A 19,366-nucleotide genomic window follows, 5' to 3' on the forward strand; every position below is an offset into this window, starting at 1 on the left:
AGAAATCGTTCGTCACCGCCTTCTTGACCTTATACGCGCGATCGCCAATCAAGATTACGAACGCTGTGTGTGTTTCGCGAAACTGTGCAGCGACGCTGGACGCCAATTCATGTGAAGTTCGGTGCGTACCCGGCTGGATTGCGTCCACGGCTCCCATGATCGTCCGCCGATGCCCGGATATCGAGGCCTTGTGACTCTTTCTCGTTACCCATTTCATTCGGGTGAGCAGGGACGAAAGCCTCTTTCGCCAACGCAGCGTCTCGCCGATAGTTCACATGACCCGCCCGACAGGGAGCAAACGATGCCGAGAACACTGTACGTCGCCGAGATCGATTGCTCCCCTGGCGTTCTGCGCCGATGAGCACCGGCGAGAAGACCTCGCCGGATACCGGCACGGCACCCCTGGGTATTGCTGCGGCGAGCGCGTTGCCAGTCGAGCAAGTGCTGACTCGATTAGCGGCCAGTGAGAACGGATTGACGCAGGACGAAGCTCATCAGCGGATGCTCCAGTACGGTCCGAATGCTGTGTACTCACATCGGGCACGGATGTCCGCGGTGCTCTGCCGCCAGCTCCGATCCCCCTTGCTTGGTCTGCTAGTCGCGGCGGCAACCGTATCGTTCTTCGTGGGAGAACGCACCGATGCACTGGTGATCGGCGCGATAGTTGCGCTCTCGGTCGGCCTGGGGTTCGGCAATGAGTACCGTGCGGCGAAAACTGCCGAAGCGTTGCACTCCCAGATCCACCACCGTGCGCTGGTTGTGCGTGATGGACATCAGGTTCTGGTGGATGTCACCGAGCTGGTACCCGGAGATGTGTTGGAGCTGCGTCTGGGTGACATTGTGCCTGCCGATGTCCGGTTGTTATCGGTCACCGAATTGGAATGCGACGAGTCGGTAATGACTGGCGAATCCTTGCCCGTCGAGAAGAATGTGGGCCAGAGCCCCGTCCGAGCGCCGCTCGCCGAGCTGTCCGGGTGCGCGTTAATGGGCACAGTGGTGCACGCCGGCAGCGGGCGTGGCGTTGTCGTGGCGACCGGTGCGCAGGCCGAGTTTGGCCGTATCGCAGCTGGATTGGATATCCGCCACCCCGAAACACAATTTCAGGTTGGGCTGCGCAGCTTCTCGATGCTCTTGGTAAAAGTCGCGGGAGTGCTGACCACTTTCATCTTCGTTGTCAACCTCGCGCTGCACCGGCCGATTATCGACGCGTTGCTGTTCTCTCTCGCGATCGCGGTCGGGATCAGTCCCCAACTGCTACCTGCCATTGTCTCCACGTGTCTGGCCGCCGGATCCCGGCGAATGTCTCAGCGCAAGGTGTTGGTGAAACGGCTGGTATGCATTGAAGATTTGGGCAATGTGAACGTCTTGTTCACCGATAAGACCGGCACCCTCACCGAGGGGCGAATCAGTTTCATGCGGGCGCTAGGCCCTGATGGCGGTCTTTCCGACGAGGCGTTGAGCTGGGGTCTGGTATGTACGGAGGTGCACCTGGAGGGCTCCACGGTGCTCGGCGGAAACGCGCTGGATGTGGCGTTGTGGGAGTCTTCTCAATCCGTGCGGCATCGAAGTGAAGTCGCCGGCTATCGAGTGCGGGCGGTGATTCCCTTCGACCACGAACGGCGGATGTCCTCTGTGCTCGTGGACGATTCAGCAGGTCGACGGACCCTGGTAACCAAAGGGGCACCGGAAACCGTTCTTGATCGGTGTGCCGATGTTCCGCCGCAAGCGCTAGCGGCGCTCGCCGCGGAATTCGCCGCAGGAAATCGTGTAGTGGCCGTGGCTACCCGCTCCGCAACCACTTTGGTGACGCCGAGTCCCGATGACGAGCGCGACTTGCGATTTGCCGGATTGTTGGTCTTCCTAGACGCCCCCAAGCTCGGTGCCGCCGCGGCCCTACAACGGTTGGCACGCTTGCACATAGCAGTCAAGATCGTCACCGGGGATAGTCCGGCGGTCGCCGACAAGATCTGCCAAGACCTTGGACTGCCCGTGACCGGCACACTGACCGGCCCCGACCTTGATGTCCTCGATGATCAACAACTCGGCGCCGTTCTCGAGAACACCACAATCTTCGCCCGAGTAAGTCCCGAAGATAAGGCACGTATTGTGCGGGTCCAGCGCCACAGCGGCTTCGACGTGGGGTTCCTCGGCGATGGCGTCAACGACGCACTTGCCCTGCACGCCGCCGACATCGGGATCTCCGTTGACTCGGCCAGCGATGTCGCCAAGGACGCCGCAGACGTCATCCTGCTCGAAAAGGATCTCGACGTGCTCGCCGATGGAGTGATGGAAGGCCGGCGAATCTTCGCCAACACCATCAAGTACATCCTGATGGGCACCTCCAGCAACTTCGGCAACATGTTCAGCGCCGCCGGCGCGTCGCTGTTCCTGAGCTTTCTTCCCATGCTGCCCTCGCAGATTCTGCTCAACAATCTGCTCTACGACGGCAGCCAACTCGCTATTCCCACCGACGAGGTGGACGCTGAGCAACTCGCCCGGCCATCTCGGTGGAACATCGGTTTCATCCGCCGGTTCATGATGTATTTCGGCCCGATCAGCTCACTGTTCGACTTCGCTACGTTCGGGGTCATGCTGTGGGTGTTCCATTCCGGGCCCACACAATTCCGCACTGGCTGGTTCGTCGAGTCGCTCGCTACCCAAGCTCTGGTGATCTTCGCAATCCGCACCAGGCGGATACCATTCTTTCGTAGCACCCCCAGCATGCCGCTGGTGCTTTCGGCGCTCGGCGTTGTTGTGATCGGGGCACTGCTACCGGCGACACCTCTCGCACACAGCCTTGGCTTTCACCCGCTGCCGCTCGGCTTCTTCGTCGCGCTGGTCCTCATGGTCGTTTGCTACCTCATCCTCATCGAGGCGGGAAAGAAGCTCTTCTACAGCACGGCACAGACAGCGACCCGCACACCAAAACCGCAGGATCCTCGGCACCACGTCCAACGCCGCGCGGCGCGGTTCAGCACCGCACTTTCCTAGAGTCAGACCGCCCGCTTCACCCTGTTAGCTCTCCATCATGGCGTCCATAGACGCCTTCATCGGGGCGGACATCGGCATGCTCATAGCCCCACCGCAGCACCACATCATCGTCGGCGTTGGACCGGTGGTATACACCACGCCCATTGGGTCGGGGCCGGTGATGTCGAAATAGACTATGCCCGCAGCTGTTTCACCTTGAGTCAACGTAGCCGCGGCCAGTCCTTGTTCGGTTGCAACCTGCCATAGCACCGGGTAGCGCAACTCTGTACTGCGGGCCTGCAGATTGGGAATGAACGGAGTGATGGTGCCCACGGTGGCTCGCACGGTGGCCTCAGCTTCCCAGATCTGTCCGGAAGCGGTGTACCCGGGAAGCACCGCCGTGGACTTCTTTAAGTCGAAGATGGTCCACTCTTGTACGCCGCCACCGGCATCAGAAACCTGCTGGTTGGATCCGAAGTGGTGCGGACACGGGCCTGCGGCGTTCCCCAGGGGCGCCGCCAGCAGCCCGGTAAGTAGTAGTCCAACGGCGTTCAGTGCTAACGGAATAATGCGGTATAGGCCCATGTGCCTAGCCTCTTTCTGAGTTTCGGATGAGGGTGGTGGCTAAAATTTCAGAGACGTAGATCGTGCCCGCCGATCATGACGGTGCAGGTGGTGCCGGGACGCCCTACGGTCGGTATCTGATCGATAAGCTCAGAGACACCCTGCTTGCGGTGCCGCCCTACGACAAGCAACTGCACTGAATCACGTTCGTGCGCAAGATAATCAGTGATCTGTCTCTGCGAGATGATGACATCGAGGGACGCACCGGCGTATTTGTGACGCCATGGCTCCAGGAGTTTATCCAGACGTGCTCGCAAGAGGTCTGTATCGGCACCGTACGTACTGCTCCCCTGCCCTGATCGGCAAGCAATGATCTGGACGGCCGCGCCCCGCAATGTCGCGGCGTGTAAACCCTGTGACAGCTCATCCTCAAAATCACGTAAGTCCTCGAATTCGATGAGAACACTTCCCTGCCCGTCGGCGTACCGGCTTCCTCGAACAACCACAACAGGACAATGGGCATGCCGCGATAGTGCGGCCGCTGTCGATGCCACCCGGTGATCTGATGCGCGGTCCCGACTCAGCGCACCCACGCAGATCAACGCCGCAGAATGCGACTGCCCGATCAGAACCTCCTGAGCTCGGCCCTGAAGGATCTCAACCTCCAGCTTCACGGGCCTATCGCAGGATTGAACGGCGAGTACTGCCCCCTGGGTGGCAATCTCTGCTGTCGCCACGTCGTAGGCAGAGTAGAGATCGTCGTCTGACTGCTGTCGAGGCTCGATGGCATAAATGAGGCGCAGTGGGATATCCCGTTCAACGGCTTCATCAACTGCCCACAACGCCGCCGCGATAGCGCGATGCGATCCGTCGATACCGACGACCACAGCGGATGCCGGTTTGTCCTCCTTGGGATCGGCCGCGCCCTGGCCATCTTTGTGTGCGCCTGTATTGTCTCGCATCACATTCTCCATTCGATGAGAGCGTTCAACGTGAGCGACCGATTCGAAATACACTGCCGCACAGCACTGATTCTCGCGAGTCCGCGAGTCAGGGTTAAGTGCCGAGAGTTGGTTCATGCAGAGCCGAAAGTCCGCGATGACAACCTCATACCGCGTGACCAATGGCGGCCAGATAGGGACTGCGGACTCCATCGCGCCATCGGCACCGACTTCTAGCCTGCTTTAAGGATCCAGGTGAAAGGAACGCGAGTATGTACGAGATCACCCAGAAGACAGGTGTTGTCGTTGCCGTGGACGGCTCGGCAGAATCGGACGCCGCGGTCCGGTGGGCCGCTCATGAGGCGTCGATGCGTCACGACCGATTGACCATCGTCTCAGTTGTCAGTCGGGAGTATCTGTACATCCGTGACCCAGAGACCCAGGATCGCGTCTATCACTGGCAACACCACCACGGGGAGGAGATCCTGCGGCGGTCCAAAAACATCGCCGAGGAAACCGTCGGCCACTCGCTGCCAGAGATATGCACCGATTTGGTCTACGGCAAGCCGATCCCTGTCCTTGCCGATATGTCGAAAGATTCGCGCGTCCTAGCCGTCGGGCGTCGCGGATTGGGCGCCGTTGACCGTCTCGTCGCGGGCTCGGTCAGCTTAGGGCTCGTGCGCCACGCGCACTGCCCAGTGGCCGTGGTACACGAGGCACAGGGCCAGAATAAGAATGGCGCAGTTATTGTCGGAATCGATGGGTCTCCGATTTCGGAGGCAGCCATCGCCCTCGCGTTCGATGAAGCGGCTCAACGTGATGCACCCTTAATTGCTATGCACGCATGGGTGGATGTGTTGGACACAGCACCCGAGTTTGACTGGCGTGTAGAACGGGAGCAAGCCAGGGAATTGCTGGGTGAACGGTTGGCCGGGTGGTCGGAGCGTTATCCGGAAGTAAGCGTGAGCCGCGAGGTGGTCAAGACGAACCCCGGCCGGTGGTTGGTCGAACATTCGCGCAACGCGCGGCTCGTCGTGGTAGGTAGCCATGGCCGCGGCGGGTTCGCCGGCATGTTGCTTGGGTCCGTGAGCCGCAGGGTCGTGCAGGCATCGCACGCGCCGGTGATTGTGGTCCGGGCGGCCTAAGGAAGTCGGACGTCGCCATGGATATGTTGATTGTCGAGCTCTATCGGTACTTGGTTTCTCGGGTATGCACGCATGGACCCAATATCCTTATATCAGAACGGATCACGGCGCTCATTGAGTTAGGTTTGGCCATCCTTACGGAGTTGACATTGGGCGCGATAGTTGCGATACGCAGTGGCCAACAGCGATGGCGAGCTGACAATTAAGGCCCAGCGCACCGAACGGGGCGAAGTCCAAAACATATCGCCATCCGGGCCATCAATTGGCCCTGACACGAACGGGTTGGTTCGTAGGAATTCTCCTGCGGACCAACCCGCCTAATGCGCGCATTCGTCTCCTCAACCGTTATGACCTGTTACGACAAGGGCGCGCTTGCATCATTCAGAAGGGCTACCGTCTCTTCAACCGGCCGCCGCGGCGTTTCGGGTAGCGGGCCGGCTTCGATCGGTGCCCAGCCAATCCACAACAGCATCTGGGCCGAATAACCACCATCGAATGTCAAGTCCTGTAAAGCATCTCTCGTCTCAGGGATCTCTAACACTTCGGTTATCAGGCAGCTGGCTAGACCCAGATTGGACGCCGTGAGCAAGACCACGCTGGTAGCTTCCCCCGCCCTTAGCCTGGACAAACGGTCATCCGTCGACGTAACGACGGCCAGCAGCACGCCACTCTCGGCAGCGGTATCCGGATTGTGAGAGGGCGAAGACGGTCGCGTTGCGGCAAAACGCCGATGCAGCCCCGCCCCGACAGGTTCTGGCGCCGGGATGTTCCGCGCAGGCACGCCCTGCGGAGAGGCGTGGCGACCGCTCCACATCGACAACTCGCTCAGATATCCAGAGTCCTGGGCATGTTGTGCTGCAGCTCGCGCAACCAAGGATCTCACATCGGGCGAGATGTGCACGCTTCGTAGCATTGCGCCCATCCGGGCGGCTCGCGCAGCCAGGAGGCTGACGTCGGAGACCGTGACTGGCCGCGAACTGAAGTGGCGGCGATCGGTTCGGCGGCGCGTAATCGCCGCTGCCAGCCTAAGGTCGTCGGCACCAGGACACTGCTTGCGTACTTCGATCGAAGCAACATGGTCTGGCTCCGCGGGATTGGGGAACCTGTGTATCCACGGTGACCAACCCAGCGCCGTCAACGCGATGGCGCAATGATTGAGTGCGGCTCCACAGCTGATAATCAGATCGCGCGAATCCGGGTCCGTGTGTACAAGATGTCGATTCTGATCAATCCACAGATGCAAGCTGTTGTCCCCTATTTGCCATTTCCAGGGTTGTGAGTTGTGGATAGAGGGCGCCCGATTCGCCAGTGTGATGGCCGCACGAATGGTGGAACTGTCGGGGAATCTTGCACTCATGATCAAACCTTCGTGAACGTTGGTGTGACGGAGCGGAGGGCCCACAGCAAGCTGGCCGACCGTGGGCCCTGCGCGGGTACTTCGGACAACTACTAGGCCGCGCGGCGCAAGTCCCCATCGTTATCCCGCCGGCTTTGGACTGATGTCGACTGCTGTTCCTGCCGCCAGCCGGCATATGTCAGGTAGAGCCCGAGCACGGCAACGATGACGTACGCGGACCGCCAGACCGTGATTGAACCGACGATGTGATTCGCAACATTGGCAAAGGTCTCAGGAAAAGCGAGCAGGAAAATACCACGAATGACTAAGAGCCATCCGAGCAGCGAGACAATTACAGCGGCAGCACCGCGCCAGTACTGGTGAAAGGCAATGATGGCCAGTCCACCCATTAACACAAACGCCCCCATGATCCATGACCAGAGCTGACCGGCGGTGAATTCGTCGAGCAGCGAGCGCATATGTGGTGCGCGAATGGCCACAGCAAGAGGGACGATGACGAAGAAGGGGCCAAGGACGCGGGCAAACGCCCGTGTACGGGCCTCGGATTGATCTACAGTACGCATTGTTCCTTCCTTTCTACGCGTTGGTGGTTGCGGTTCGAGGTCCGTTGACCTCATGTGAATACGATCACTTATGCGCTTACGGATTCAGGGCCGAAAGCCTCTGTTTGGCACTACCTTCGGACGTTTAGATAAGCGTTGTGATCGACCGCAACGGATGTTTACCGACGCACCGCGGTCAAACGGCTCATGCCCCAGGGAACAGTCCCGCCGGAAGTGCCGTGGTGGCGCATCCAATAGGCCATCCCGACAACATAATTGACCGAGGAGGCTCGCTATGGACATGCTCATGGCGCCTGATCCCGAGATAGAACAGGCGATACACGCACGAATTCGTGACGCGGCAATCGAACAGTTCGGCAGGAAAGGGTTCGATGCCGACTTGGCGGCGATTGCCCACGCGGCCGGTACCGGTGTAGATCTGGCGGCCCAACTTGTCGGTTCCACCGGGGACCTTCGCAGGGAGTGCGACATCTATGTGGCGGAGCTCGTCAAGGAGTCGAAATCGGAGGCACTGCAGTCGATGTCTCCGGACGATTGGTTCCGGCAATTGGCCGAGGTCGACTCATACGCACCGATAATGAAGTATGTCGTGCGCAGCATGATCTCCGGTGGCGATCTTGGCCGCGCTTTGATGCACCAGATGATCGACAACGCCGAGGCGTATCTCGAAGATGCCGTCACGATGGGCTCCATTGTGCCCAGTCGCGACCCCAAGGCTCGCGCTCGCTTCCTGGCGTTGAACGGCGGCGGCGGGTTTCTTCTGTACTTGCACATGCACGAGACGCCCGACGATATGACGGCAGTGCTGCGGGACTACGACCGAGACATGATCATGCCGGCGTTGGAGCTGTATACCAATGGCCTACTTGCGGGCAGCGCGATGTATGAGGCCTTCTTGAACAGATCCGAGACCCCGCCGCGGGCAGCGAAATAGACGCCGCGAACTTAGTATGTACTACCTTGCTGGACAAGAGAGTTCAGAATTGCTTAGGTGAGCTGTGACTGACGAAAAGGCTGCGCATTCTGCCGAGCCGCATAAGGCGAGTGCCGGCGCAAGGCTGAATTGGTTGCGCGCCGGCGTCTTGGGCGCCAACGACGGCATCGTGTCGACGGCAGGCATGGTGGTCGGTGTCGCGGCAGCCACCATCGAGCGGGCACCGATCTTCACCGCGGGGCTGGCCGGTGTGGCCGCCGGCGCCGTCTCCATGGCGCTAGGTGAGTACGTTTCGGTGAGCACACAGCGAGATACCGAACGAGCCCTTCTGAGCAAGGAACGGCAGGAACTCAAGGACCTGCCCGCCGAAGAACTCGCCGAACTCACCTCGATATACGAATCAAAGGGCCTGTCGCCAACAACCGCCCGGCAAGTGGCAGTTGAGCTCACCACCCATGATGCCTACGCTGCGCATGCTGACGCAGAGTTGGGAATCAACCCCCACGAATTGACCAACCCGTGGCATGCCGCCCTCTCGTCGGCCTTATCGTTCCTGACCGGCGCCATCTTGCCCATGGTGGCGATCCTCCTCCCGCCGGCAGCATGGAGAATCCCCGTGACGGCGGTCGCCGTGTGCCTGGCTCTGATTGCCACTGGGTGGATCAGCGCCACCATCGGCGAAGCCGGCCGGACCCGAGCTATTTTGCGCGTCACCATTGGCGGACTTGCGGCCATGACGGTCACCTACCTGATCGGCACCCTCGTCGGGCACGCCATCTCGTAAGGCCGAGCCTGTCTACCGTGCGTTGAACGCATCGACGGCGGTGGGCAGTGTCACGAAAATCCGGCCCTCACCGATCTTGCATAGCAACCCAGCCGTGGCCAGCGCGTCACGCAGGTCCTGTTTGACTCGTGCCATCGCGAAGACAATTCCCATGTTCTCCAAGTCTTCCCGGAGCCGATCAAGTGCGTCGAGCGCGGTCAGATCCACGTCGACATTCGCCTCCGCGCTAAGAATGAACCATTCGGCCGGTTCTGGCCCCGCGGCCACAGCCGCCATCGCGCGCTTACGGAAATCCTCTGCGTTGGCGAAACACAAAGGTGCGTCGTATCGATAGACCACGAGGCCGGGTACCGCGTGTGCGCCGGGGTAGTCATCAAGGTCATGCATTCCCGGCACTCCCGGTACAAACCCCAGCACGCTGTCGTGCGGGTGTGCGACACGGCGGAGTAGATCCAGGATCGACAAAGCCACGGCCGTAAGGATTCCGTACAGCACCCCGACCCCGAGAACGGCGAATGTTGTGGCCAGGGCGATAATGAACTCGCTGCGACGAAAGCGGGCGAACCTGCGGTATTCGGGAACATCAACCAGCTTGATGGCGGCATACACCACGAGTGCCCCCAGGGCAGCGCGGGGAAATTGCTCCAAGGTTCCGTGCGCGAACATTAGCACCATCAGGACCAGTGCGAGTGTGGTCAAGGAATGTAGTTGGCTGCGGCTTCCTACCGAGTCTCCCAGTGCGGTCCGGCTGCCGCTAGAGCTGACCGGAAAACCTTGTGTAAGTCCGGATCCCAAATTGCACAGCCCCAGCGTGCGTAGCTCCGCGTTGGCGTCGATGTCTTCGTTGCGACGGACGGCGAATGCGCGTGCGGTCAAAATATTGTCGGAGAACGCCACGATCGCGACTCCGAGAGCAGGTATGACGAGGGCGCCCAGGCTATCGAGGCCCACCGGAGGTACCCCGGGGTGCGGCAGTCCTGCGGGGACTCGGCCGACGAGGTCGATGCCGGAACCGGCAGACGGCAGGACAGCCACTGCGGTCGTTGCCATCAACACCGCGATGAGCGGCCCTGGTGCTCGCGGTGCCCATCGTGCGAACACACCGAGCAGTGCGAGCACCGATGTAGTGACGATGATTGTGGGCCAACGGATCTGCTCGACGTGAACGGAAAATGACCTGATTTGCTCGATAAACTCGTCACCAGAACTGGCCGTGCCCGTAATGGCACCGAGCTGACTGCCCACCATCGTGATTCCCACGCCACCCATGTAGCCAACAAGCACCGGGTGCGACAGCAGATTGGCGAGCAGGCCAAGGCGAGCCAGCCCTGCGATCAAGCACACCACCCCGACGAGCAACGCCATCGCGGCCGCTAGCGCCGCATATCGGGCAGCGTCACCAAAGGCCAAGGGAGCCAACACTGCCGCGGTCATTAACGCGGTGGTCGACTCCGGTCCCACGGACAGCTGCCGGGACGAACCCAGCATCGCATAGATCGCCAACGGGGCCAGCGCCGCCCACAACCCCGCCACCGGCGGCAGGCCGGCCAGCGTCGCGTATGCCATGACCTGCGGGACGAGGTATGCGGCCACCGTGATTCCGGCGAGGATATCTCCCCGCAGCCACCGTTTCTGATACCTCCGCAGCTGTGCCAGACCCGGCGCATAGTTCGCCCATTGCATGGTGAAGATCATGGTGCGTCAGCGGTTCTCACGCAGCTGAACGGACCTGATGACCAAGGACCCAGCTGCGACGGGCATAACTCTCTACTAGAGGACGCCGAGCGGTGCGACGCTCTGTGGTGTCACTACCAAGAGACAGGAACGACAATGGACTTATCGAAGACGCCGGCATTCCGGATCGTGAAAACGACTCCGATGGAACGATTCAGCTGGCTGGTCATGGGTGTGATTGTGCTGGCGACGGCTGTGCTGTTCTTGATGGACAAGACAGAACGTGTCTCCACGGTCGAGTTGGTGCTTCTCTGGGTGTTGGTTCTCGCCGGGATCAAGATGACAATCATCGCGGCATTCGGCCGCTATCCGTTGCCACGCTGGCTCAACTTCCTCGCCGCCAATCCGCCCAAATAGTCAGGGCAGGGGCACCGACCAGGAGACCTGGGTACCGCCGCCAGCTGACTCGGCGATGGTCAGTTTCCCTTGCAGCGCCGCAGCCCGGGTACCGAGATTGCGCAGGCCCCGGTGGTTCGCGCCCTCGGGTATGCCTATCCCATTGTCGGCGACGTCAACGACGACATCGTCGCCGACGGCGACCAGTACCGCCAATTCCGATGCTTTCGCATGCCGGACGGCATTGCTTACGGCCTCGCGCAGCACAGCTTGGGTGTGTTCGGCGATATCCGTCGGGACGACATCGAGCGGTCCGTTCATACGCACGGAGACTTGCAGCGACGTGTCATCGGTCAGCTCGGCGACGACAGTGCGCAGGGCCGCACGCAGCGAAGGGCCGTCGGTCTCGACAGTATGCAAGTCAAAAATGGCGGTACGAATGTCTTGAATGACGTTGTGCAGCTGATCGATGTGTTCGGCAAGCCGGGCAGCTACTCGCGGTGATTTGGCTGCCCGCCGGTGCGTTCCCTGCATGGCCAATCCGACGGCGAATAGTCGCTGGATGACGTGATCATGAAGATCGCGGGCAATGCGGTCACGGTCGCCCAGCATCTGCAGTTCATTCATCGTGGTGCGGGTCTGGGCATGTTCAAGCGCGAGTGCCGCCTGATCGGCGAAGGACGCGGCGATATCGAGCTGCCCATCCGCGAAAGGCGCACCGTCAGCCTGCCGGATCAGCAGGAGCACGCCGGTAGTGGAATCCCGTCCACGCAGCGGCAACGCCATCGCCGGCCCAAATGCCACATGCGTTCCCGCAGCGATATCGAACTCCAGCTGGGTTACCGTGCGTGGCAGTCGATCTCGGAGTACCGCTCCGGAAGTCGACCCCTTCAGCGGAATACGTATTCCGCTGAGTTCCCGGCTTGAGGCGCCGGCACATGCTGCCACCACGAGCTCGCCGGCATCATCGTCATCACCGAACTCCCGGGTCAGCGCGATCAAGGCGTAGTCCGCATCGACCAGTGCGGCCGCGCGGACGGCTATCAGCTGCAGCGCCTCAGCGGGCTCCACCCCGGCCAGTAGCTTGGATGTCACTTCGCCAGCCGCCTGCAGCCAGCGCTGCCGCTGCCGGGACTCTTCGTAGAGGCGGGCATTCTCCACAGCTATCCCGGCCGCACCGGCCAGCGCCCGCACGACCACCTCGTCATCGGCAGTGAATTCCTCGCCCTTGCGTTTCTCGGTGAGGTACAGGCGCCCGAATACCTCGTCGCGCAGCTGCACGGGCACGCCCAGAAAGGTACGCATGGGTGGGTGGTTGGGCGGAAATCCGATCGACGCCGGGTGGTGCATGATCTCGCTGAGCCGTAGCGGTTTGGCGTCATCAATGACCACTCCGAGGACTCCGTGGCCGGTGGGTAGCGGCCCGATGAGTTCCCGGGTGGCGTCGTCGATGCCCTCGTAGATGAACTGGGTGAGCATGCCGTCCTCGCCGAGGACGCCGAGAGCTCCGTATTGGGCATCCACGAGCTCCATGGCGACTCTGACAATCTGGCGGAGTGTGACATCCAGTTCCAGCCCCGCGCTGACCGCCATCACGGCATCCAGAAGCGCATCGACCCGGCCCCTGGTCTCAGTGATGATGCGCTCAATGCGGCCCTGGACCTCCGCCAGCAGCTCGCGGAGCTGGATATGCGCAAGTTCCTTGGACACCGACTCGTCGGCACCCAACCGATCGGTCACCCACTGAGTATGGCGCACCCAGTCGATATCGGCAGTCAAAGGCCAAGTCTTAACGCTCCGAGTATCGTTCTCCGGTAGCGGTTCGGTCGCCGGCGAGCTTGGTGACGAGCACCGCGGCCTGTGTGCGACGTTCCAGTCCGAGCTTGGCCAGCAACCTCGACACGTAGTTCTTCACCGTCTTGTCCGACAGGAACATCTCCCCCGCGATCTGGCGATTGGTGAGGCCTTGTCCTATCAGCTCCAGCAGAATCTGCTCCTGCGGCGTCAACGAGGCAACGGGCGAGGATTGAGTCGCCTCGCACAGTCGATCCATCAGGGCCGCTGCCGACCGGTTGTCCAGCAAGGACCGTCCAGAACCGACCGTCCGTATCGCCGACACCAGATCCATACCCTTGATGTCTTTGATGACGTATCCGCCGGCTCCGGCCAGGATCGCATCCAGCATGGCTTGCTCATCAGTGAACGACGTCAGCATCAGACAATTCAGGGCAGGACACCGCGAACGTAGGTCCCGGCAGAGTTCGATCCCGTTGCCGTCAGGCAGCCGTATATCGAGTACCGCGATGTCGGGATTGAGGGCCGGGATGCGGGCCATCGCTTCAGCAACCGAACCGGCCTGCCCTATGACGACAAGGTCGTCTTCGTCGTCGATGAGATCGGCCACCCCGTGCCGCACGATTTCGTGGTCATCAACCAGGAACACGGTGATCATCTCGTATGGTGTCCTTCCCATCGCCAATCCCGCACCTCCGGCAGGTCTTCGCCATGGGCACGTATCCACGCGTTGTGGCGTTCATGCATGCGGAGCATCTCGTCCCTGAGCCCTTGGGCGTCTGCGCATTCCAACAGGCCCGGTGTGCGCTCCACTACGTCGATCACCAGTTGGAATCGGTCCATCTTGTTCAGCACCAGCATGTCGAAGGGCGTGGTGGTGGTGCCCTCCTCCAGGTAGCCGCGAACATGCAGGTTCGCATGACCTGCCCGACGGTAGGTAAGCCGATGGATGAGCGCCGGGTAGCCATGGAAGGCGAAGATCACAGGACGGTCCGCGGTGAACAGCGTGTCGTAATCGACATCGGACATGCCATGCGGGTGCTGGCTATCGGGCTGCAGACGAAACAGATCAACGACGTTGACTACCCGGGCCTTTAACTGCGGCAGATGCTTTCGCAGTATCGACACGGCGGCCAGTACCTCGATGGTGGGTACGTCACCGGCACAGGCGAGGACAACGTCCGGGACGGCTCCCGCGTCACTGCTGGCCCATTCGAAGATATCGGCACCACGTGCGCAATGCAGCGCTGCCTGTTCAGGATTGAGCCATACCGGCGTGTAGTTCTTGCCGGCGACGATGACATTGATGTAGTCGCGGCTGGCCAGGCAATGCGCCGCAACCGACAGCAGAGTGTTGGCATCCGGCGGTAGGTAGATGCGCGCCACCTCCGCGCGCTTGTTCGCAATATTGTCGATGAAACCTGGATCCTGGTGTGAGAAGCCGTTATGGTCCTGACGCCACACATGGGACGTCAGCAGATAATTCAGTGACGCGATGGGGCGGCGCCACGGTAGTTGCCTGCTGATCTTGAGCCATTTGGCGTGCTGGTTCACCATCGAATCCACGATGTGGGCGAACGCCTCGTAGCAGGAGAACAAGCCATGGCGGCCCGTCAGCAAGTAGCCCTCCAGCCAGCCCTGGCACAGGTGTTCGGACAAGACCTCCATAACGCGACCATCTCGCGCCAGGTGCTGATCGCCGGGCAGAATCGTTGCGCTCCACTGTTTGTCTGTGACGTCATAGACGTCTCCGAGTTTGTTCGACTCGGTTTCGTCCGGCCCGAAAAGTCGGAAGTTCCTTCGGTCGGCGTTGCGGACCAACAATTCTCGAAGATAGCGGCCCAGGACCCTGGTCGGTGATGCGTCCACAGCGCCCGGCTGGCCGGTCACCACACCGAAGGTTCCCGGATCCGGCAGCGACAGCGGCGTCAGGAGCGTGCCACCGTTGGCATGCGGGTTCGACCCCATGCGTCGTTGCCCGGAGGGAATAAGCCGCGTTACAAGCTCATTCGGCGCCCCTGTCTCGTCGAAGAGCTCTTCAGGGTGGTAGGACCGCAGCCAGTGGGCAAGTTGGGTCCGATGTGTTGGGTTCTCACGCACATTGGCGATCGGTACCTGATGCGATCGCCATGTGCCCTCGACCTGATGTCCGTCAACCACAGCAGGGCCCGTCCACCCTTTCGGGCTGCGCAGAACGATCATGGGCCAGAAGGCGCGATGTAAAATCGGTACCTGGCAACGGGACAACGTCTGAAAGTCGCGGATCTCCATGATCGCCCGGTCCAGTGCAGCGGCCATCTGTTGGTGCATATCTTCGGGTTCATGGCCCGTGACGTAGATGGGTGTGTAGCCGTACCCCCGCAGCAGGCTCTCAAGCTCTTCATCGGTAATTCTCGATAGCACAGTGGGGTTGGCGATTTTGTAGCCGTTGAGATGAAGGATCGGTAGGACCGCACCGTCGGTCGCGGCGCTGAGGAATTTGTTGGCGTGCCAGCTGGCGGCCAGTGGCCCGGTCTCGGCCTCACCATCGCCGATCACGCAGACTGCGACCAGATCCGGGTTGTCCAACACAGCGCCATATGCATGGGCCAGGCTGTAACCCAGTTCGCCGCCCTCATGGATAGATCCGGGGACCTGCGGCGCTACATGACTGGGCACGCCTCCAGGAAATGAGAACTCCTGGAATAGCTTCCGCATACCCTGCCCGTCACGGGGGACATCGGGACGAATATCGCTATAACTGCCCTCGAGCCATGTATTCGCGAACAGCGCAGGCCCGCCATGCCCGGGCCCGGTGACGTAGATCGCGTTGACATCGTGAGTGATGATGGCCCGATTCATGTGGGCGTAGATGAAGTTCAGTCCCGGTGAGGTTCCCCAGTGCCCCAGCAGGCGGGGCTTGATGTGCTCGGCCCGCAGAGGTGCCGTCAGCAGCGGATTTTCCATGAGATAGATCTGACCAGCGGTGAGGTAGTTCGCGGCCCGCCACTGCGCATCCACTGCCGCGAGCTGATCGGCAGGTAAGGCGGCCGTGTGATGGCGCGCGGTTCCTGGCGTTGCCATACTCATCGCTTCTCGTCTCCTGCATGTGGGCGAGCGACCAACACCGGGCAGGGAGCTTGGTGAATGAGGGCGTGACTAGTCGAGCCGAGAAAGAAGCCTGCGACGTCGCCGCGTCCACGGCTGCCGACCACGAGCAGCTGCGCGTGCTGAGCCCAGTGCAGCAGGATGTCCGCGGGATTGCCCATCGCGACCACCCGGCGCACGGTGACATCGGGATACTTTTCCTGCCAGCCCGCCAGCCTCTCGGCGAGTATCTCGGCCTGCTGCTGCTCGGCGATATCCCAATCCATCATGTTCCAGGCGGTGTACGCGTACACATAGCTAGGCGGCACCTCGCCCCCGGCATTCACGGCCACCAACTCGGCGCCGCGCATGGACGCTTCCTCGAAGGCCCACGCGATTGCTTCCTCGCTTGAGGGAGATCCACTGACACCGACGATAACCGGGCCCGCGGGCGGAGTTCCCAACTCGCGAACGACTACGACGGGGCTGTGCGCCTTCGCGGTCAATGCGACCGACACCGACCCTGCCATCATCCCGGTGAATCGGCCAAGCCCGCTAGATCCGACCACGGTAATGAATGCATCCTTGGACAGCTCGACAAGTGTGGGCACGGGCTGAGCGGTTACCTTGGCGGTAGCCACTTCTAGATGGGGGTGCAGGGCGACGACGTGGTCCTTGGCCCGAGTAAGGAACTCCACGCCGTCGTTATCCATATGGTCGTAGAAGCTTGTCGACGCCGACAGGTTAAAGCCGTAACCGAAGCTGCTGTAGTCGACAGCATGCACGAGCCGAAGAGGCAGATTGTGCCGTTCTGCCTCGGCCCCCGCCCATGTCAATGCATGCAGAGCGGACGCAGATCCGTCGATGCCCACCAAAATGTATGGACGTGGTGTGGTGTTCATGGTGTCCTCCGAGTTGGTCGGTACCAGTGGCTGGTGACGACAACGCTATGGATCAGCCGTGCGATCTCCCACGGTCAAAGGTCCCGTTCCGCCGGGTAGCACGTCCCCGATCAGCAAGGCAATACGGTTCTTCGGTCCTAATGCACTGCCAAACCGGGACCAATTGCTCTCATCTGCGATCTCGCCTCAGTTCATGCTTGGTGCAGGGCGACTTACACGGAGGTATGGCTGTGACGCAGATAGTGCTAGGCCGTGATGTAGTCATCAAGGCAATCCAGGCCGCGTGCCGGGCGCCGTCGGTCCACAACAGTCAGCCGTGGCGTTGGGTTATGGATGACGAACTCAAGCTCTTCCTCGACGTGAATCGCGTACTACGCGCCGACCCCTCGCAGCGGGAGGCCTTGATCAGCTGCGGTGCCGTGCTGGATCACTTTCGGGTGGCTGCGGCCGCCTTCGGTTGGCTAGTGCGCCCGGAGTACTTCCCGAACCCCAATGACCATACGCATGTGGCAACAATGAATTTCACCAAGATGCAGTACGTCACCGACGCACACCGCGATCGCTTACATGCTTTGGAGCGGCGCTATACCGATCGACTCCCCTTCCTGCCGCCGCGCAGGTGGGCGGTGACCGAGCAGCTACTCCGGCAGGCAGTCAGCGACCGGGCCTTCCTCGATGTCCTCGCCGACGGGGCCCGTCCTCGCGTCGTTGAGGCAGCTCAGCTCAGTGAAGGACTTCGCCAATACGACTCAGAGTACAAGGCGGAGATCGATTGGTGGACTGCGCCGTTCAAGCTCTCCGAGGGAATCCCGGACAGCTCATTGCCCTCCGAGGAAGAAGGAAATCGAGTCGATATCGGCCGCGATTTTCCTTTCGCGCGGCATCAGGAGCGCCGTGCCGCCGTGCCGCAGGATAGGGCAACTTTGGTGGTGCTCTCGACCGGCGATGATTCTGCAAAGGACTACGTGAAATGTGGCGAAGCCTTGTCAGCCTTGCTGATTGAAGCCACAGTTGCCGGGTCGGCCACATGCACTCTGACCCATGTCACAGAGCTTGTCGCGAGTCGTCAGATCATCGAGGGGATCACTGACCGCGACTACCCGCAGGCGGTGGTCCGGATTGGCACGACGCCACCGCTGGAGCCGATACCGGCTCCCACGCCGCGGCGGCCACTCTCTGCTGTCCTCGAATTCGCGGGTAAGTAGCTTCATGCCGAGCGCCCCGGTGTACGGGCTAGGGAACGAGCACGGCGGCGCCGGTGATCCGGCCGGCGGCAAGATCTGACAGAGCACGGTCCGCATGTTGGAGTTCGTATCGGGGACCTGCCAGGTGGAGACGATGTGTCGCGGCAAAGTCGAGGAATGCCCGCGAGTCGGACCGGGTGTTTGCCGTGACCGATCGAATCTGCCGCTCCTGGAACAGGTGCTGCTGATAATTCAGGGTAGGAATGTCGGTGAGGTGGATACCGGCGATGGCCAATGTGCCTCCCCGGTCAAGCGCCGCCAGCGCCGGCCCCACCAACTCCCCGACAGGCGCGAACAGTATCGCGGCGTCCAGCGCAACGGGAGGCGCATCGGCGGGCCCCTGCGCCGAGCTGGCACCAAGCTCGAGGGCAAGTAGTTGGGCGTCCTTCCCCCGGGTCATCACGTGGACCTCGGCGCCCCGGGCCAGGGCGACCTGCGCGGTGATGTGTGCGCTGCCGCCAAATCCGTATAGGCCCAAGCGGCCACCCGCAGGCAGCTCTGCACGCTGCAGTGAGCGGTAACCGATGATGCCAGCACACAGCAGCGGGGCAAGCTCGGCGTCGGCGTACCCCGTAGGCAGCCCCAATGCGTAGGCTGCGGGCACCACCGCGAATTCTGCGTACCCACCGTCGGCATCCCAGCCTGTGTACAAAGATCCGGGACAAAGGTTTTCGTTGCCACGGAGGCAATACCTGCACGCACCGCACGTATGCCGAAGCCATGGGATGCCCACTCGATCGCCTACCCTGAAATCCGTGCCGTCCTGCTCGCCCAGTCCAACGACTTCGCCAACGATCTCGTGTCCGGGCACAACGTTTGGCCTGTGCGGGACCAGATCACCCTCGGCGACATGAAGATCGGTACGGCAAACCCCGCAGGCAAGCACTCGCACCAGTAACTCCCCCGGGTGAGGCTCGGGCACTCGCAAGCGCACACGGCGCAGGGGCCCGCTCGCGATGAGGCCCGGCCGCTGTACCTGCCAGGCCCGCATCTCTGTGTCCATTGGCTGCCTTCCTCCCTTCTCCTTACGAA

Annotated in this window: 16 protein-coding genes; 6 read left to right on the forward strand and 10 right to left on the reverse strand. The window is 61.4% G+C overall.

The features are described 5' to 3' along the window. Nucleotides 1-357 precede the first annotated feature (357 nt). Nucleotides 358-2,991, forward strand: a complete 2,634-nt coding sequence (mgtA, locus tag B4383_RS10280; RefSeq protein ID WP_078288193.1) for a magnesium-translocating P-type ATPase — start codon at nucleotides 358-360, stop codon at nucleotides 2,989-2,991. A 24-nt stretch (nucleotides 2,992-3,015) separates the two neighbouring features. On the opposite strand, the gene B4383_RS10285 is transcribed toward mgtA, so the two are convergent. Both B4383_RS10285 and B4383_RS10290 read right to left on the reverse strand, forming a co-directional pair. Beyond that, nucleotides 3,016-3,555: a DUF1942 domain-containing protein gene (locus B4383_RS10285; RefSeq protein WP_078288192.1), complete on the reverse strand. Its 540-nt coding sequence runs from the start codon at nucleotides 3,553-3,555 to the stop codon at nucleotides 3,016-3,018. Between the two features lie 47 nt (nucleotides 3,556-3,602). Beyond that, a complete protein-coding gene (locus B4383_RS10290) occupies nucleotides 3,603-4,496 on the reverse strand; it encodes a universal stress protein (protein ID WP_078288257.1) in 894 nt (297 codons plus the stop codon). 251 nt (nucleotides 4,497-4,747) lie between these two features. Between B4383_RS10290 and B4383_RS10295 the strand changes: the two genes are divergently transcribed. After that, on the forward strand, nucleotides 4,748-5,620 hold the full coding sequence (locus B4383_RS10295) for a universal stress protein (protein ID WP_078288191.1): 873 nt from the start codon (nucleotides 4,748-4,750) through the stop codon (nucleotides 5,618-5,620). A 355-nt stretch (nucleotides 5,621-5,975) separates the two neighbouring features. Here the strand turns inward: B4383_RS10295 and B4383_RS27115 are convergent, their stop codons facing one another. Both B4383_RS27115 and B4383_RS10305 read right to left on the reverse strand, forming a co-directional pair. After that, complete coding sequence (locus B4383_RS27115; protein ID WP_078288190.1) at nucleotides 5,976-6,977, reverse strand: NAD(P)H nitroreductase; 1,002 nt, start codon at nucleotides 6,975-6,977, stop codon at nucleotides 5,976-5,978. A 92-nt stretch (nucleotides 6,978-7,069) separates the two neighbouring features. Then, nucleotides 7,070-7,540 carry a hypothetical protein gene (locus B4383_RS10305; RefSeq protein WP_286143852.1) on the reverse strand — a complete coding sequence of 157 codons (471 nt, stop codon included), beginning with the start codon at nucleotides 7,538-7,540 and terminating at the stop codon, nucleotides 7,070-7,072. A 274-nt stretch (nucleotides 7,541-7,814) separates the two neighbouring features. Here B4383_RS10305 and B4383_RS10310 point away from each other — a divergent pair, with 274 nt between their 5' ends. Then, on the forward strand, nucleotides 7,815-8,474 hold the full coding sequence (locus B4383_RS10310) for a TetR family transcriptional regulator (protein WP_078288189.1): 660 nt from the start codon (nucleotides 7,815-7,817) through the stop codon (nucleotides 8,472-8,474). Nucleotides 8,475-8,538: 64 nt separating this feature from the next. After that, nucleotides 8,539-9,258: a VIT family protein gene (locus B4383_RS10315; RefSeq protein ID WP_078288188.1), complete on the forward strand. Its 720-nt coding sequence runs from the start codon at nucleotides 8,539-8,541 to the stop codon at nucleotides 9,256-9,258. Between the two features lie 12 nt (nucleotides 9,259-9,270). Here B4383_RS10315 and sulP read toward each other — a convergent pair whose 3' ends face one another. Further along, the gene (sulP, locus tag B4383_RS10320; protein WP_078288187.1) at nucleotides 9,271-10,953 is read right to left on the reverse strand and encodes a sulfate permease; all 1,683 of its coding nucleotides are present in this window, start codon (nucleotides 10,951-10,953) and stop codon (nucleotides 9,271-9,273) included. 135 nt (nucleotides 10,954-11,088) lie between these two features. Between sulP and B4383_RS10325 the strand changes: the two genes are divergently transcribed. After that, nucleotides 11,089-11,349 carry a hypothetical protein gene (locus tag B4383_RS10325; RefSeq protein WP_078332413.1) on the forward strand — a complete coding sequence of 87 codons (261 nt, stop codon included), beginning with the start codon at nucleotides 11,089-11,091 and terminating at the stop codon, nucleotides 11,347-11,349. Here B4383_RS10325 and B4383_RS10330 read toward each other — a convergent pair whose 3' ends face one another. The 4 genes from B4383_RS10330 to B4383_RS10345 are packed head-to-tail and all read right to left on the reverse strand — an operon-like array spanning nucleotide 11,350 to nucleotide 17,090. Continuing rightward, complete coding sequence (locus B4383_RS10330) at nucleotides 11,350-13,068, reverse strand: GAF domain-containing protein (protein WP_078288185.1); 1,719 nt, start codon at nucleotides 13,066-13,068, stop codon at nucleotides 11,350-11,352. A 49-nt stretch (nucleotides 13,069-13,117) separates the two neighbouring features. Further along, the gene (locus B4383_RS10335; RefSeq protein WP_078288184.1) at nucleotides 13,118-13,780 is read right to left on the reverse strand and encodes a response regulator transcription factor; all 663 of its coding nucleotides are present in this window, start codon (nucleotides 13,778-13,780) and stop codon (nucleotides 13,118-13,120) included. Then, complete coding sequence (locus B4383_RS10340) at nucleotides 13,777-16,191, reverse strand: phosphoketolase family protein (protein WP_078288183.1); 2,415 nt, start codon at nucleotides 16,189-16,191, stop codon at nucleotides 13,777-13,779. The genes B4383_RS10335 and B4383_RS10340 overlap by 4 nt, the downstream gene beginning before the upstream one ends. Then, nucleotides 16,188-17,090, reverse strand: a complete 903-nt coding sequence (locus B4383_RS10345; protein ID WP_078288182.1) for a universal stress protein — start codon at nucleotides 17,088-17,090, stop codon at nucleotides 16,188-16,190. Before B4383_RS10345 ends, B4383_RS10340 begins: the two co-directional genes overlap by 4 nt. Before the next feature lie 224 nt (nucleotides 17,091-17,314). Here B4383_RS10345 and B4383_RS10350 point away from each other — a divergent pair, with 224 nt between their 5' ends. Continuing rightward, the gene (locus B4383_RS10350) at nucleotides 17,315-18,295 is read left to right on the forward strand and encodes an NAD(P)H nitroreductase (protein ID WP_078288181.1); all 981 of its coding nucleotides are present in this window, start codon (nucleotides 17,315-17,317) and stop codon (nucleotides 18,293-18,295) included. 28 nt (nucleotides 18,296-18,323) lie between these two features. Here the strand turns inward: B4383_RS10350 and B4383_RS10355 are convergent, their stop codons facing one another. Continuing rightward, nucleotides 18,324-19,325: a zinc-binding alcohol dehydrogenase family protein gene (locus B4383_RS10355; RefSeq protein WP_078288256.1), complete on the reverse strand. Its 1,002-nt coding sequence runs from the start codon at nucleotides 19,323-19,325 to the stop codon at nucleotides 18,324-18,326. Nucleotides 19,326-19,366 lie beyond the last annotated feature (41 nt).

Origin of the sequence: Mycobacterium sp. D16R24 (assembly GCF_002013385.1) — a bacterium.
Lineage (GTDB): Bacteria > Actinomycetota > Actinomycetes > Mycobacteriales > Mycobacteriaceae > Mycobacterium.